Source organism: Rhizobium sp. 05N49, from assembly GCF_056396805.1.
In genome coordinates this window covers 135,410-149,997 of sequence record NZ_JBFTME010000015.1, presented here as the reverse complement: position 1 = coordinate 149,997, position 14,588 = coordinate 135,410, and the positions used below count along the sequence as shown (strand labels likewise).

At 58.9% G+C, this 14,588-nt stretch carries 16 protein-coding genes and 1 pseudogene; 11 read left to right on the top strand and 6 right to left on the bottom strand.

Annotated features, from left to right (window positions below):
- The 3 genes and pseudogenes from AC1DF8_RS26160 to fcl form a co-directional block, all read left to right on the top strand.
- Positions 1 to 339: pseudogene (locus AC1DF8_RS26160) on the top strand (hypothetical protein); the annotation flags it as partial.
- A gap of 130 nt (positions 340 to 469) precedes the next feature.
- Entirely contained in the window at positions 470 to 1,573 is a 1,104-nt protein-coding gene (gene gmd, locus AC1DF8_RS26155) for a GDP-mannose 4,6-dehydratase (protein WP_112971676.1), read from the top strand.
- The gene (gene fcl, locus AC1DF8_RS26150; protein WP_478155589.1) at positions 1,566 to 2,537 is read left to right on the top strand and encodes a GDP-L-fucose synthase; all 972 of its coding nucleotides are present in this window, start codon (positions 1,566 to 1,568) and stop codon (positions 2,535 to 2,537) included. Before gmd ends, fcl begins: the two co-directional genes overlap by 8 nt.
- Before the next feature lie 34 nt (positions 2,538 to 2,571).
- On the opposite strand, the gene AC1DF8_RS26145 is transcribed toward fcl, so the two are convergent.
- From AC1DF8_RS26145 to AC1DF8_RS26135, 3 genes are all read right to left on the bottom strand, one after another.
- Complete coding sequence (locus tag AC1DF8_RS26145) at positions 2,572 to 4,380, bottom strand: bifunctional diguanylate cyclase/phosphodiesterase (RefSeq protein WP_478155588.1); 1,809 nt, start codon at positions 4,378 to 4,380, stop codon at positions 2,572 to 2,574.
- A gap of 245 nt (positions 4,381 to 4,625) precedes the next feature.
- On the bottom strand, positions 4,626 to 5,261 hold the full coding sequence (locus AC1DF8_RS26140) for a GntR family transcriptional regulator (protein ID WP_478155587.1): 636 nt from the start codon (positions 5,259 to 5,261) through the stop codon (positions 4,626 to 4,628).
- Positions 5,246 to 5,440 carry a hypothetical protein gene (locus AC1DF8_RS26135; RefSeq protein WP_478155586.1) on the bottom strand — a complete coding sequence of 65 codons (195 nt, stop codon included), beginning with the start codon at positions 5,438 to 5,440 and terminating at the stop codon, positions 5,246 to 5,248. The genes AC1DF8_RS26140 and AC1DF8_RS26135 overlap by 16 nt, the downstream gene beginning before the upstream one ends.
- Between AC1DF8_RS26135 and AC1DF8_RS26130 the strand changes: the two genes are divergently transcribed.
- The 6 genes from AC1DF8_RS26130 to AC1DF8_RS26105 all read left to right on the top strand — a co-directional run bounded on the left by AC1DF8_RS26130 (position 5,439) and on the right by AC1DF8_RS26105 (position 10,621).
- Positions 5,439 to 6,863: a M20 family metallopeptidase gene (locus AC1DF8_RS26130; RefSeq protein ID WP_478155585.1), complete on the top strand. Its 1,425-nt coding sequence runs from the start codon at positions 5,439 to 5,441 to the stop codon at positions 6,861 to 6,863. The two genes, AC1DF8_RS26135 and AC1DF8_RS26130, sit on opposite strands and share 2 nt — an antisense overlap.
- Complete coding sequence (locus tag AC1DF8_RS26125; RefSeq protein ID WP_478155584.1) at positions 6,860 to 7,579, top strand: ABC transporter permease; 720 nt, start codon at positions 6,860 to 6,862, stop codon at positions 7,577 to 7,579. The genes AC1DF8_RS26130 and AC1DF8_RS26125 overlap by 4 nt, the downstream gene beginning before the upstream one ends.
- Complete coding sequence (locus AC1DF8_RS26120) at positions 7,579 to 8,316, top strand: ABC transporter permease (RefSeq protein ID WP_478155583.1); 738 nt, start codon at positions 7,579 to 7,581, stop codon at positions 8,314 to 8,316. Before AC1DF8_RS26125 ends, AC1DF8_RS26120 begins: the two co-directional genes overlap by 1 nt.
- A complete protein-coding gene (locus AC1DF8_RS26115) occupies positions 8,313 to 9,095 on the top strand; it encodes an ATP-binding cassette domain-containing protein (protein ID WP_113205137.1) in 783 nt (260 codons plus the stop codon). The genes AC1DF8_RS26120 and AC1DF8_RS26115 overlap by 4 nt, the downstream gene beginning before the upstream one ends.
- A gap of 36 nt (positions 9,096 to 9,131) precedes the next feature.
- Complete coding sequence (locus tag AC1DF8_RS26110) at positions 9,132 to 9,989, top strand: transporter substrate-binding domain-containing protein (protein WP_478155582.1); 858 nt, start codon at positions 9,132 to 9,134, stop codon at positions 9,987 to 9,989.
- Between the two features lie 254 nt (positions 9,990 to 10,243).
- Entirely contained in the window at positions 10,244 to 10,621 is a 378-nt protein-coding gene (locus tag AC1DF8_RS26105; protein WP_112971667.1) for a hypothetical protein, read from the top strand.
- A gap of 33 nt (positions 10,622 to 10,654) precedes the next feature.
- Here the strand turns inward: AC1DF8_RS26105 and AC1DF8_RS26100 are convergent, their stop codons facing one another.
- Together AC1DF8_RS26100 and AC1DF8_RS26095 are read right to left on the bottom strand one after the other, a co-directional pair.
- Positions 10,655 to 10,990, bottom strand: coding sequence for a hypothetical protein (locus AC1DF8_RS26100; protein ID WP_112542277.1), 336 nt, complete (start codon positions 10,988 to 10,990; stop codon positions 10,655 to 10,657).
- On the bottom strand, positions 10,987 to 11,907 hold the full coding sequence (locus tag AC1DF8_RS26095) for an MYG1 family protein (protein WP_478155581.1): 921 nt from the start codon (positions 11,905 to 11,907) through the stop codon (positions 10,987 to 10,989). The genes AC1DF8_RS26100 and AC1DF8_RS26095 overlap by 4 nt, the downstream gene beginning before the upstream one ends.
- Positions 11,908 to 12,382: 475 nt before the next feature.
- Between AC1DF8_RS26095 and AC1DF8_RS26090 the strand changes: the two genes are divergently transcribed.
- Together AC1DF8_RS26090 and AC1DF8_RS26085 are read left to right on the top strand one after the other, a co-directional pair.
- Positions 12,383 to 12,583 carry a DUF4167 domain-containing protein gene (locus AC1DF8_RS26090; protein ID WP_112971665.1) on the top strand — a complete coding sequence of 67 codons (201 nt, stop codon included), beginning with the start codon at positions 12,383 to 12,385 and terminating at the stop codon, positions 12,581 to 12,583.
- Entirely contained in the window at positions 12,580 to 13,605 is a 1,026-nt protein-coding gene (locus tag AC1DF8_RS26085) for a fatty acid desaturase (protein WP_113213001.1), read from the top strand. The genes AC1DF8_RS26090 and AC1DF8_RS26085 overlap by 4 nt, the downstream gene beginning before the upstream one ends.
- Positions 13,606 to 13,633: 28 nt before the next feature.
- On the opposite strand, the gene AC1DF8_RS26080 is transcribed toward AC1DF8_RS26085, so the two are convergent.
- Positions 13,634 to 14,437 (bottom strand): LuxR family transcriptional regulator, encoded by an 804-nt coding sequence (locus AC1DF8_RS26080; RefSeq protein ID WP_113014810.1) that lies wholly within the window; start codon positions 14,435 to 14,437, stop codon positions 13,634 to 13,636.
- Between the last annotated feature and the right edge of the window lie 151 nt (positions 14,438 to 14,588).

The window sequence follows — 14,588 nt, the reverse complement described above, 5'->3', positions numbered from 1 at the left end:
AGAGGCCAGATCGTCATCTTCGACAGCGCCCCCGTACTGGCCTCGGCCGATACGATGCATCTGACAGCGCTGACGGAGCGAACGCTGATGATCGTGCAATGGGCAAAAACCAGCCGCAGAGCCGCCGAATTCTGCCTGCAGCAGCTCAGAAGCGCTCGCAACGCCGACATCGTCGTCGCCATCAACAATGTCAAACCTAAACGTCACGCAAAATACAACTTCCGTGACTCCGAATTATACGCAAGGTCCTTGATGACCTATCAGAATTTCGAGACGTCACCCATCGCAGCATGGTTCACGTTGCGTTGGCTGCACCCGTATCTGGGGATGCAAAAATGAGAGACGAACGTTTCGATATCCGCATTGCAGGCAACGGCGGAACCGCCCGCTCAAACCGCGAAACACCACCTGTCGATGGCATTCGGCAGCTTCTCAGAAACAGCGTTAGTACTCGAGTTGGAGAACGATCATGGATACCGGAATGAGACACAACGGGAAAGTCGCACTGATTACCGGCGTAACCGGCCAGGATGGTGCTTACCTCGCCGAATTGCTCCTGGATAAGGGCTATATTGTTCACGGCATCAAGCGGCGTTCGTCGTCATTCAATACCAATCGTATCGAACATCTGTACGAAGATCCTCATGTCGATAATCCGCGCTTCATCCTGCACTACGGGGATATGACCGACGCAACAAATCTCATCCGGATCGTCCAGGAAACGCAGCCCCACGAGATCTACAATCTCGCCGCACAAAGCCACGTCCAGGTGTCTTTCGAGACTCCGGAATATACCGCCAACGCGGACGGAACCGGCACCCTAAGGCTGCTTGAGGCCATTCGCCTCCTGGGCCTGACCAAGAAGACGCGCTTCTATCAGGCATCCACTTCGGAGCTCTACGGCAAGGTTCAGGCGGTCCCGCAGAACGAAACGACGCCGTTCTACCCTCGATCCCCCTATGCGGCCGCCAAGCTTTATGCCTACTGGATCGTCGTCAACTATCGCGAAGCCTATGGCATGCATGCCTCGAACGGCATCCTGTTCAACCATGAAAGCCCGATCCGTGGTGAAACCTTCGTAACGCGCAAGATTACTCGCGCGGCCGCGGCCATCCATCTCGGCCTGCAGGAGCGGCTTTATCTTGGCAATCTCGATGCCAAGCGCGACTGGGGACATGCGCGGGAATATGTCCGCGGCATGTGGCTGATGGTGCAGCAGGACGAGCCGGAAGATTATGTCCTAGCAACCGGCGAAACGCACACCGTTCGCTCTTTTGTCGAGAAGGCTTTTGCCAGGGTGGGCATGCCGATCGATTGGCGTGGGGAAGGTGTCGAGGAAAAGGGATACGACAAGTTATCCGGCCGCTGCGTGGTGGAGGTCGATCCGGCCTATTTCCGACCCACCGAAGTCGACCTTCTGCTTGGTGATCCGACGAAGGCGCATACGAAGCTTGGCTGGAAACACGAGGTGAGTCTTGACCAGCTGGTTTCGGAGATGGTCCGCGAGGATTTGAAAGTCATGGCCCGCAATGTTCCGACGATCGGCGCGAACAAGGGGCTGGTCCATGCCTGAGATCATCTACAGCCTCGCTGGGAAAAGAGTCTATGTCGCGGGTCACCGCGGGATGGTGGGCTCCGCGCTCGTGCGGCGTCTTGCGTCCGAGGGCTGCGAGATCCTCACGGTTGCGCACGCCGCAGTCGATCTGAGGCGGCAGGATCAGGTGGAGGCATGGATGGCAAACAACCGCCCCGATGCCGTCTTCCTGGCGGCTGCAAAGGTCGGCGGCATCCTCGCCAATGATACCTATCCGGCCGACTTCCTCTACGACAACCTGATCCTCGAGGCGAACGTCATCCACGCCGCTTATAAGGCTCGCGTCGAAAAACTGATGTTTCTGGGTTCGTCCTGCATCTACCCGAAGTTCGCCGAACAACCGATCGTCGAAGACGCGCTTCTCAGCGGATCGCTCGAACCGACGAACGAATGGTATGCGATCGCCAAAATTGCCGGACTGAAGCTTTGCGCTGCCTATCGGAAGCAGCATGGCAAGGACTTCATTTCGGCCATGCCCACCAATCTCTATGGACCGGGCGATAATTTCGACCTCCATTCAAGCCATGTCATGCCGGCCCTGATCCGCAAAGCGCATGAGGCCAAGATCAACGGCGAAAAGGAAATCCGCATCTGGGGCACAGGAGCGCCGCTGCGTGAATTCCTGCATGTCGATGATTGCGCCGATGCCTGCATCCATCTCATGAAGGCCTATTCCGCCGAAAGTCACGTGAATGTCGGCTCGGGCGAAGACATCAGCATCCTCGAATTGGCAAGGCTCGTTGCCGAGGTCGTCGGGTTCGAAGGCGGGATCACGCGCGATCTCAGCAAACCGGACGGCACGCCGCGCAAGCTGATGAGCGCCGACAAGCTGCGCGCTCTCGGCTGGTCACCGAGGATAGGCCTGAAGGCGGGCATAGCCGACGCCTATCGCTCCTTCCTGGGGGGGCATTATCTCGAACGCCATAACGAGGCTGCAGAGTGACAGCAGTCGCGCTATTGTCGCGATAGTTGCGTTATCACGGGCCGCCGGACTTTCGTTCCACCTTGTCCGCCGAAGGGGGAACCTCGGACCGCATCGCTTCTGTTGCCTTGTCGCGATCGACCGGGCGACCGAACAGATATCCTTGCACATAGGGGCATCCGAGGCGCCGCAGGCGTTCTGCCTGATCTTCCGTTTCCACACCTTCAGCCACGATACGGGTACCGAGTCCAACCGACATGTCGAGAAGGGCCTTGACGATGACAGCGCCGGGTCCATCGGACATCCGGTCGATGAAGGTCTTGTCAATCTTGATGATGTCGACCGGGAAATTCAGCAGGTGCGTGAGCGAGGCGTAGCCGGTGCCGAAATCATCGAGCGCCACGAGCAGCCCTTCCCTGCGAAGCTCCTCGATCGCTTTTGCGACCTTTCCGTCCTTTTCGTCCATATAGACCGTTTCGGTCACTTCGAGCACGACATGCTTGAGCGGTGTGCGGTGGTGGGCAAAAACGCTCTTGATCCGTTCGCCGAGATTGCCCTGGTTGAAATCCGCCATCGATACATTGACGCTGACATATTGAAACGAGAGCCCGAGATCGAGCCAGTATCGGATATCGCGCGCGACCTGCTCCAGCATCCGGTCGGTCAGGAGATGCCCCATCGATGGATCCTGGAGTGCCTCGGCAAACGCGCCGGGCGAAAGGATCTGGCCACCATCCATACGAATGCGGCATAGAGCCTCGAGGCCGACTATTTCCTGCGTTGGAAGGCTGACAATCGGCTGGTAATGCGCCTCTATCCGATCTTCGGCCAAGGCGCTCGTCACGGTCTGCAGCGCCCGAAACCGGTTTGCAATCGCTCCGGCAAGATCGTCGCTGTAAAGCACGAAACCGCCTCTGGCGGTCTGCTTGGCATGGTGGAGTGCGAGATTTGCATGCTGCAGAAAGGTTGGCACGTCGGGCGGCCGGGACGGTTCGAAGATCGCGCCCCCACAGGTAACCGAGACCGGCAGAAGATGTTCGTCGCGCTGTGGAGCCCGGTTCTCCATTGCGCGCAGAATTTCTGTCGAAACCGCCGATAACTCCTCGGCGGAACGATCTTCGATCAGGACCGCAAATTCATCGGCGTCCACCCTGAAGATAGCCGCTGGTGCTGCGATCCGTGCAACCGTTTGTCCGACCTCCAGGATCAATCTGTCGCCGGTCGCATGGCCGAAAGCGTCATTGACCCGGCCGAGATGATCGATATCGACGAGCAGAACCGAAAGAGGGGCACTGGCGCCCTCGATGGCAGCCTCGAGCGTCTTGAGAAAGTTGGCACGATTGCCGAAGCCCGTGAGGCTGTCGAAAAAGGCAAGCCTTTGATTATCCGCCTTCACCTCTTCACGCTCGAGTACAAGCGAGCAGAGGTCGAGACACTCAGCAACGATCATGCGTTCTTCGGGCGTGGGGCCGCGATTATCCTTGTAATAAAATCCGAATGCTCCGAGCACGCGTCCGTCGCTGCGCAGGATCGGGCTCGACCAACACGCCTTGACGCCATGTTCTTTCGCAAGAATGTCGGCAAGCGGCCGATAGGGTATCCAAAGCGGGTCTGCAAAGATATCGGTGACGGCGATTGGCCTGCGGAAATGGGCAGCCGTGCCGCACGAGCCGACATCGGGCCCGATTGGAATTCCGTCAAGCGCATCGGAATAGGTTCTGGAGATCGTTGGCCCAGCCAGCGGATGCAGGAGCCCTTCGCGGTCAACGGTCACGATTGAGCAAATGACCCCGGCTGCAAGCCGCTCAGCATGCTCGCAAATACGATCGCAGGCGTCTTCGAGAGAAGACCCCCGTGCCAGCATATCCAAGATTTCCTGCTGAAGCTGTCCTCGCATGCCGGTCCCGTTATACTGCGTTTCGCTCGAATGGCCTCGCAACCTGTTCGACCGGTTACGATCAAAACTAGCAGGTACTATGTTACGGGTTCGGAAATTTATCGACTACAATTCGAAGCCCCAAGCATATCGTATGTTCTCGTCTCACGGGCAGTAGCCGCTGCACACTACAACAACGGCGACCTGAGAAGACCGGGACAGGTCAGGCATGTTTAGCTTTGAAGAATATGCTGCCGCACCAATTCCTTCAAATGCTCGGCATCACCGGTTTCGATCGCGTTGATCATCAGATGGTGCTCCCGGCCCGACTGCTCCACACGGGCGCGCGTGCGCCATTGTGAGACCGGCGCCGATGAGGTTCGCTGACGGATTTCCGTAATGAGGTCGACCAGTTCCTGATTACCGCCGAGAGCCAGCAATTGCCGATGGAAGGCGAGATTCGCCTCGTAAAGTTCCAGCATCGTGCCATTCAGCACCATGAAGTCAAAATGCTCGGCAAGTCTGCGGAGACTGGCGATATCTGCCGGCAATGCATTCTGAATGATCGTGCCGGCGATGGCGGTTTCCAGGATAATGCGGATTTCACTGACTTCCCGTGCGCGCCGGCCATCCGGTTCATAGACGTGGTAACCGCGGTTTGGCACATGTTCGACGAGCCGCTTTTGAGCGAGGCGATCAAGAGCACGTCGCACTTCAGGCCGCGTGCAATTGTAGCGTCGCTCGAGATCGATCTGCTTCAGCCACGTACCGGGCAGGAGCACACCGGCCAGAATATCCTGAAGCACGAGATCCGTCACGTCGCGTCCAGCGGACGCGCCCTGCCCCGAATTCACTATGACATCCGCCATTCGAATTTCCCCTGCTCTTCTCCATCGATATCACGGGCTGAGGTATGTCCGTAAGGCAGCCCCAACGCATTGCCGTGATGAAAATTTCTTCGTGCTTGTGGATTGCGCATAAATTCTTTGTAACCTAAATTGGCACCAATTTTGGATACTATGCAAAATAATGCTGTTGTGGAAGCCATGAAAAACTCGGACACGGTGTGGGACATTGTCGAAGCCAAGCGCGAAGCATTCTTTGCGCTCAGCGACCGGATCTGGGATATGCCGGAGACAAATTACGAGGAATACCGATCCGCTGAAGAGCACGCGCGGCAGCTGCAAGCCGAAGGGTTCCGTGTCGAACGCGGCATCGCGGGACTTCCGACAGCGGTGATGGGCGAAGCCGGTGAAGGTGGCCCGGTCATCGCAATCCTCGGAGAATTCGATGCGTTGCCCGGTCTCAGCCAGGAAGCAGGCGTTGCCGAGAAGCGCGAGGTGACGGCAAACGGCAATGGCCATGGATGCGGCCACAACTTGCTCGGCGCCGGTTCGATGCTGGCGGCGGCAGCGGTGAAGGATTTCCTTGCCGCAAACGGCCTCAAGGGCCGCGTGCGCTATTATGGCTGCCCGGCAGAAGAAGGCGGCTCCTCCAAGGGCTTCATGGTGCGCGCTGGCGTCTTCGATGACGTCGACATTGCCATTTGCTGGCACCCGGCGGCCTTTGCCGGCGTCAACAACCCCATCTCGCTTGCCTGCAACGAAATCAATTTCCACTTCACCGGCCGCTCGTCGCATGCTTCAGCAACACCGCATCTCGGCCGCAGCGCGCTCGATGCCGTGGAGTTGATGAACGTCGGCGTCAACTACATGCGCGAGCACATGCCCTCGACGGCGCGCATCCACTATGCCGTGACCGATACAGGTGGTTCGGCGCCAAATGTGGTGCAGGCCCGCGCGACGGTGCGTTACCTCGTCCGCGCCCGAAACCTCGCCGAACTCCTGTCGCTCGTCGCCCGCGTCAAGAAGGTTGCAGAGGGCGCTGCCCTCATGACCGAGACGTCGGTCCGCAGCGAGGTGATCAGCGGTGACGCCAATCTCGTCGGCAATGTTCCGCTCGAGGACCTGATGTTTGCCAATCTCGAACGCCTCGGCCCGCCCGTTTTCGATGACAACGACCGCGCCACCGCCCGGGCATTCCAGGCGACCATGAGCGCCGAGGACATAGCCTCTTCTTACGCACGCTTCGGCCTGAAACCGAAAAAGGACCAGCCGCTTTGCGAGGAAATCTTCCCGCTCTACGCCGGCGACAGCACGATCGTCGGTTCAACCGATGTCGGCAGCGTCAGTTGGGTCGTGCCAACAGTGCAGATGCGCGGCGCGACTTATGCCATCGGCACGCCTGGTCATTCCTGGCAGTTGGTCGCTCAGGGCAAGCTTCCCGCAGCCCATAAAGGCACGGAGCATGCGGCAAAGGTAATGGCGAGCACCGCCATCGACCTGATCCGCAATCCTGCTCTCATCGAGGCGGCCAAGGCGGACCTGAAGGGCCGCCTCGATGGGATACCGTTCGTCAATCCGATCCCCGACGACGTTCAACCGCCGCTGCCGGAGAAAAAGGCATCATGAACCAGCCCGGCATCCTCGAGCTCGTCAGCTTCGGCCCCGACGGCTGGGGCAAGGCGCTCATGGCCGGCGCGTGGATGACGATCCTGGTCGCGCTTTCGGGATATGCCATCGGCTCGGTGATCGGCACGTTCGGTGCCTGGGCGAAGATATCGGGCGGACGTGGCCTGAAGATCGCCGCCGACACCTACACGACGGTCCTTCGCGGCATACCTGATCTTCTGGTCATCTACCTCTTCTATTTCGGAGGCAGTGCCGCAATAACCGCACTCGGCCGGCTTTTCGGCGCCGAAGGTTTCCTTGGTTTTCCGGGGTTCCTTGCGGGYTCACTCGCCGTCGGCGTCACCTCGGGCGCGCAATTTACGGAGGTTTTTCGAGGCGCGTTCAAGGCTGTGCATCCAGGTGAGATCGAAGCTGCAATCGCCTGCGGCATGGGCCGTGCATTGCGGTTTCGCCGTATCGTCGCACCGCTGACGCTTCGCCACGCGCTGCCGGGCCTCGGCAATGTCTGGCAGGTCGTTCTGAAGGAATCCGCACTCGTCTCCATTACCGGCGTCGCCGAACTCCTTCGCCAGACGCAAGTGGCGGCAGGATCGACTGGTCTTCCCTTCGATTTTTATATCGTTGCAGGTGCGATCTATCTCATCATTTCAACTGGTTCCGGCCTTTTCTTGAGACAGGCTGAGAAGCACTTCTCTCGCGGCGTGAGGAGAGGCTGATGGATTGGCAATTTCTCGGCGAAACCTTCGTCAGTCTCGTTTCCGCTATCCCGCTCACCCTTCAGCTTGCCGCGACGTCGATCGCACTCGGCGCCGCGCTGGCGCTGGCAATCGCACTGTGCCGGCTTTCAGGGATAATGGTGCTGGAATGGTGCGCACGCACCTATGTCTTCATTTTCCGCGGCACACCGCTGCTCGTGCAGATCTTCCTGATCTACTACGGGCTCGGCCAGTTTCCCGAGGTCAGGCACAGCATCTTGTGGCCGTTCCTGCGCGAGCCCTATTGGTGCGCGGTGCTTGCGCTGACCATGAATACAGCTGCCTATGCCAGCGAGATCATTCGCGGCGGACTTCTGTCTGTACCTTTCGGCCAGGTCGAGGCGGCGCGCGCCTGCGGCATGCCTCGCTTCATGCAGTTCCGTCGCATCATCATGCCGCTCGCCATCCGCCAGGCGCTGCCGGCTTACTCCAATGAGATGATCTCCATGGTGAAGGCGACATCGCTCGCCTCGATCATTACCCTGATGGAAGTGACCGGTGTCGCCGCCAGGATCATTTCCGAGACCTATCGGGCAATCGAAGTCTTCATCGTCGCAGGCGCCATCTATCTGGCAATCAACTTCCTGCTGACGCGTCTCGTCTACCTTGTCGAATATTGGCTGAGCCCGCATCTGCGTCAGCCTGTTCCCCACTTTCCGGCGACAGCCACATCCGCACTCGAAGGAGACGCCCGATGACCGCGGCGAATGCCCCTCTTTCCACCATCGCGCTCAGCGTGAGGGATATGCACAAGAGTTTCGGTCCGGTGGAAGTCCTGAAAGGTATCTCGCTCGACGCTCATGAAGGCGATGTCGTTTCGATTCTTGGTTCCTCCGGCTCGGGCAAATCCACCTTCCTGCGCTGCATCAATCTTCTGGAGGCGCCCGATTCCGGTGAAGTGACGGTCGCGGGAGAAACGATCCGCATGGTGGCCGACGGAAAAGGCGGCAGCCGCCCGGCCGAGCGCAGGCAGGTCGATCGAATTCGTTCGCAGCTCGGCATGGTCTTCCAGAGCTTCAACCTCTGGTCCCATAAGACGGTGCTCGAAAACGTCATCGAAGCCCCGGTTCATGTGCACGGCCGGTCGAGGACGGAGTGCATTGAGGAAGCCGAGGCCTTGCTTGCCAAGGTCGGCATTGCAGAAAAACGCAATTTCTATCCGTCTCATCTTTCCGGTGGTCAGCAGCAACGCGCGGCCATCGCACGTGCGCTCGCCATGCGGCCGAAAGTAATGCTCTTCGATGAACCGACCTCCGCACTTGATCCCGAACTCGTCGGCGAAGTGCTGCGCGTCATGCGCGCACTCGCCGAAGAAGGGCGCACGATGCTGGTCGTCACCCATGAAATGGGTTTCGCCCGCGATGTCTCCAGCCGGGTCGTTTTCCTGCATCAGGGCGTCATCGAAGAAGACGGCAAACCGCAGGATGTGTTCGTCAATTCCCGGTCGGACCGTTTCCGCCAGTTCATCAACAAGTAGTTTCTCAGCCCAAACAAAGAAAAGGGGAGCAAAAACATGAGGTTCTTTTCACGGGTTCTGATGGCGACATCAGCCGCTACCGTCATCGCGACGGCCGGTGTTGCGAATGCCGAAGACAAGAAGTGGACGACGGTGACGATCGCCACCGAAGGCGCATTCAAGCCTTATAACTTCACCAAGCCGGATGGCTCGCTCGATGGCTATGAGATCGAACTGACCAAATATCTCTGCGATCACATGAAGGTGGAGTGCAAGATCGTGGTCCAGAACTTCGATGGCATGATCCCGGCACTGAACGCCGGCAAATTCGATGCCATCATCTCCGGCATGTCTGCGACGGCAAAGCGCGAAGAGGTGATCGCCTTCAGTGATTCCTACGGCTCCACCGGCCAGGCCTTCGCGACCTCGAAGACGGGCGATCTCGCAAAGCTGTCGGAAAAGGGCCAGGTCTTCTCGCTTGCCAGTGATGAAGCGGGCGCTGCTGCAGAGATCGAAAAGATCAAGCCGGCACTCCAGGGCAAGACGATAGGTGTGCAGACGGCCTCCACAGCGGCCGCCTTCGTCGACAAATATCTGAAGGGTGTCGTCGACGTCAGAGAATACAAGACGACGGAAGAGCATGATCTCGATCTCAAGGCCGGTCGTGTTGATATCGTTATGGCGTCCATGGCCTATCTGACGACGGCTTCCGAGAAGCCGGGCAACGAAGACATGACGACGACAGGTCCACGCTTCCAGGGCGGGTTCCTCGGCCGTGGCAGTTCCGTTGGCCTGCGTAAGAGCGACACGGAACTGAAGGCCATGTTCAACGACGCGATTGCCGCTGCAAAGGCGGATGGCACGATCAAGACGCTGTCGGAAAAGTGGTTCGGCTTCGACGTCACGCCGAAGTGAGCTGACTTCAAAATGATACCCGGCGAGTGACGCTCGCCGGGTATCGCGAGCAATCAGCATGTCACGAGACTTCAGAGACCGACGTCACACATAATGGTGCTCGCGCAGGCCAGCCCGACGGGCCAACAGGCCCACATATTCTGTGCTCGCAAAGTGTCGCCGAGATCGCTATTCGTGTGATTGCGGGGCGTCGCCATCGGCCAGCCCGGCATAGAACGCAACATGATACGATCGCAATGCGAAGGAGGGCAGCGATGGCCAATCTTCCCGACATGACGAAGCACCGCGGCTTTCCATCGGGAATGCCGGGCAGCGGCATTCAGTTCACCATCCGCCGCGCCAATCCCAAGGGCGTGACGCCGATCAAGGCACTGCCTCGTCGCGCACGCCCTGGCACGGCGGAACACCGGGTCGATGCAGCCTTCCTGCATGCGCTTTGGCATTATTTCGGAGTTGAGCCCTTCGAGCGCGGCAATCTGGACGCCGCGCGGCTCAACCTGCTATTCGGGCGGGAAGTGGTGGCCGTGGACAAGGATTTCGATCCGAAGTCCTATGAGGCGATGCTCGTCATCAACGAGAAGGTGGCGCGTCAGAGTTTCCCGGAATCGTTCGAGGACGTTATGGAAGTCTGACGGGAGCGTTCATCGCGCATTTCCGCCGCCGGACTAATTTCCCGTCTCGATGTTGACTTCATATTCGGCAAGCAAACGCTGCACCGTTTCGTTTTCGGCGTAAAGGCGTTTCAGTCTGGCGAGCTCGGCATCGGTCCCGGTGCAAAGCCGCTTCAGCTCCTCGTCAATCTGTGCGCGCCGCTCGGCATAGGGCGAATCCTCGCCCCGAAAGTGATCGCATCCGTCACGACGCTCCATAAAGGCGCGCACATCTTCAGGGAGTTTGAACGTATCGGATTGCCGATCGGCCGCCAGGGTCGGCCAGCAACATGCGCCTGAGAGGCTCAGAAGCAACAGGCCTGCGGTAATCTTAGGCCCGACGATCGTCATGCCAGCGCCTGTTCTACAGCGATCTGCGCCATCGCGAGTGCAGCCTCTCGGGTCTTGGCGGCAGCAACGAAAAGGCCTTTGTGGCAGAACGTTGCTCCTTCGACGCCGCAAACCAATTCCAGATCGTGGCCGGTCAACCCCGCCCAGGAGGCCGGCAAATCCGCGCGCAGTTCGAAGCCCTCGTCGGAACGCCGAATGCCGGTCAGGCACCAGTCGTTTTCCCGGGGGTGGACGACAAAGAGCAGCTGATCGGCCTTGGCCTTTACGATCGCGGCGCGGAAGGGCATGCCCGTCGGCAGTTCGAGAACCCTGCCCTCGCCTGTCTCGTCGATCGCTTTGAGAACAAGGCCTTCGGCACGAAGCTTGGCAGCCTGCGCCGCGATCGCGGCCTCAACGAAACTGCGGGCGATCGAAAGGGCAGCGTGGAACGCCCTGTCATCGGCGTCTGGGTCCTTGGCATCGAAAACGGGCTTCAGGGTTTCGAGAAGCGCAGGCAGCGTCAGGCCAGCCAGCTCGCCTGCAACCGAAAGATCAAGCGCGCCATTGTCGGTCAGATCGACCGGCAGCACGAATTTGGCGTCGAAGGACGCATGCACCGCTGCTACATGCGCCTCGGGCACCCCAAGCGCCGCAAGATAATCCGACCCGTAATGTTTCCACACGAGGCCGAAGGAGCTGTAGGGCCGTCCGTCCTCTCGCACCGGGGCGCCACGCTGATGGTGGTCGAAAATGCCCGCGGCAGGGTCATATTGCCCGCCGACGTCGTAGATGATGCGATCGGTGGCCGGTGTGGTCCATTCAACATTCCGGCTGCGAATGATCCGGGCCTCAGGAAACAGCCGGGTCAGGATGACGCTTGAAAGCAGCTCGTCGGCGTGGAAACCGCCGGAATGGGTAACCAGGTATGAAAGGGTCATTGTCAGATGCGTCTCTCGGAACGGGACTTTGTTGCCCGTTCTGATAGCCTGCGTCGGTCGCCAGCTCAACAGCAGGCGGGGAAGCGATATAATTCTTTCGATCCGGATAGCTTGGAGACATCCCCGACGTGATGCAGCCACAATGCTGCAGTAATACCCCAAACATCCGAGGATATTGTATCCTCGATGATGCAGGCTCCGTTGCCCGATTGCCGACGCGCTTGCGACCTTCCCATCAGCGATTTGTAGCAGCCGCAGTGGAGTATTGCTTCTGCGCGTGGATCTCACACTGACCAGATCAGAACGCCCCCATCTGCCGACGGAAACACCGTCTCGCCGATCGCTAACGCACTCTGCCGCAATCTCCTAGGACAAGGCATCAGTTGCAAGCTGCGACAGCGGACCATCGCCGAGCAAAGCGCCCAAGCAATCATTTTCAGACAACAGGAGCGAATCCTCGCGGTTCGGATCTATCATGAATAATCACCATTTCGCCCACCGTAATAGAAGTGCTACACCATCGAGGCAGCGCCTGCTGGATCGATACAAGCAATACCTTCAGTTTGCCGAGCTGAAGTCTTTGGCCGGCGACCGGATCGGCGCAGAAAATGACTACCAGCATGCCGAACACTTCTTCCGCAGCGCTGCCCAACAGAAAGACGCCGACCGACTATGAACGCAACGATGACGGCTGGCCAAGACGCCGGTGCCGAAAAAGCCTGGCTCAAGATTCTCTCGAATTACCGAAAACCCAATACAGGCCGAAGCCTGTACGAACTGGCCGTGACGCTGATTCCGTTTATCCTTCTTTGGGCGGCAGCATCGGTTGCGATCCACTTCGGCTATTGGCTCGGCTTAATCCTCGTCGTCCCTGCCGCCGGCTTCCTGTTGCGGCTCTTCATGCTGCAACATGATTGCGGGCACGGCTCGTTCTTCGGACGGCGTCAGTGGGATGACTGGACGGGACGCGTGATCGGCATCCTCACACTCACACCCTACGATTATTGGCGCCGTGCACACGCAGAACACCATGCCTCAGCCGGCAATCTGGATGAGAGGGGTGTCGGTGATATCACCACGCTGACGGTCGAAGAATATCGCGCCCTGACGGGTCGAGGAAAACTTGCCTATCGCCTATACAGGCATCCGCTGGTCATGTTCGGTATTGGCCCGGCCTATCTTTTTATTTTCAAGCAGCGACTGCCGATCGGCATGATGCGCTCCGGCGCCCTGCCCTGGATTTCGACGATGGCGACGAATGCCGGCGTCGCTGCACTGGTCGCTCTTCTGATCTGGGCGGTCGGGATCGTTCCCTTTCTGCTGGTCCATCTGCCAATCGTTCTGCTTGCCGGATCGGCGGGTGTCTGGCTGTTCTATGTTCAGCACCAATTCGAAGATACCCACTGGTCGAAGCCTCCGGAATGGACGTTCCCCTATTCCGCCATGCATGGCGCCTCGCATTATGACCTGCCGCGTCCGCTGCGATGGATCACCGCCAATATCGGCATGCACCATGTTCACCACCTATCGAGCCGAGTGCCGTTTTACCGGTTGCCGGAAGTGCTGCGTGACTATCCGGAGCTGGCGAAGCTTGGGCGCATCAACATTCGTGACAGCCTCAGCTGCGTGAAACTCATCCTCTGGGACGAGACGGCACGACGGCTGATTTCGCTGCGTGAGGCAGAGGCGCGCCCCTAACGACAGCCCCGGGGCGTACAGCCACCGGTYAGCTCAGATTCTTCAGGTAAAGCGAGAGCAGCTGCGTCTGCGAGGAGATGCCAAGCTTGCGATAGACATTGCGGCGGTGGACCTTCACCGTTCCCGTCGAGATGTTGAGCTTCAGGCCGATCGATTCCGACGAATGGCCCTGCAGCACCAGTTCAACGATCGCCGTTTCGCGGCCCGTGAGGTTGAGATCGTGCCAGACGGTGTCGGCGCGCGGGAGGATTTCGCTTTTGCGACGGCTTTTGCCTCTTGCTGCGAGCTGGGCATCGAAGCGTGGCGCGAGCCCGGACCAATAATGTTTCACCATGCTGGCCACGAGCGGCTCAGCCCTTCTCAGCGTTGTGAACTCGGCCGGTGGAAAAGCACCGGTCTGTTCCCGCCGCATCAGCGAAAGCACGACGGTAATATCGCCATCGACAGGCACGAAGAAGCCGATTTCCTCGGCAAGTCCGGTCTGGACGTAATAGGTGCGGTAATATTCGCTGGAGAAGAACCTGTCCGGGGCGAGTTCGCGCATCCTGAAGACACCTTCACGCCGTTCGCGAGCGGTATGATAGAAGGGGTCGAGCAGATAAGGACCTGCCTGATAGAGTGTGACGAAGACGATGTGCTCGTCGCGATCGAAGGTGCTGTAGAGATCGATCGGCCGTTCTTTTGCCCGATAGGCGAAGACGACGACATAGTCGAAGCGCACGAGTGCTGTCATCATCTGCCGGAAAGTATCGCCAAAGGCGGCATCGGTCATGGCTGGCTTGCCGACCGTCGCATTGAAAGCCGTAAACAGCGTCTCCAGGTCGATACTCACTAGCCCTTCCTCCCCGCTGTTCCGCAAAATTCACGGAAGGCGGATATACACCTTCCACGAAACAATGTGCGCCTAAATACCTCTCTCGGGGTATATACCGTGGAGGAAGCTCAGGCTTACTCTTTCCTTAACGACGGTGGCAATAAGGCAG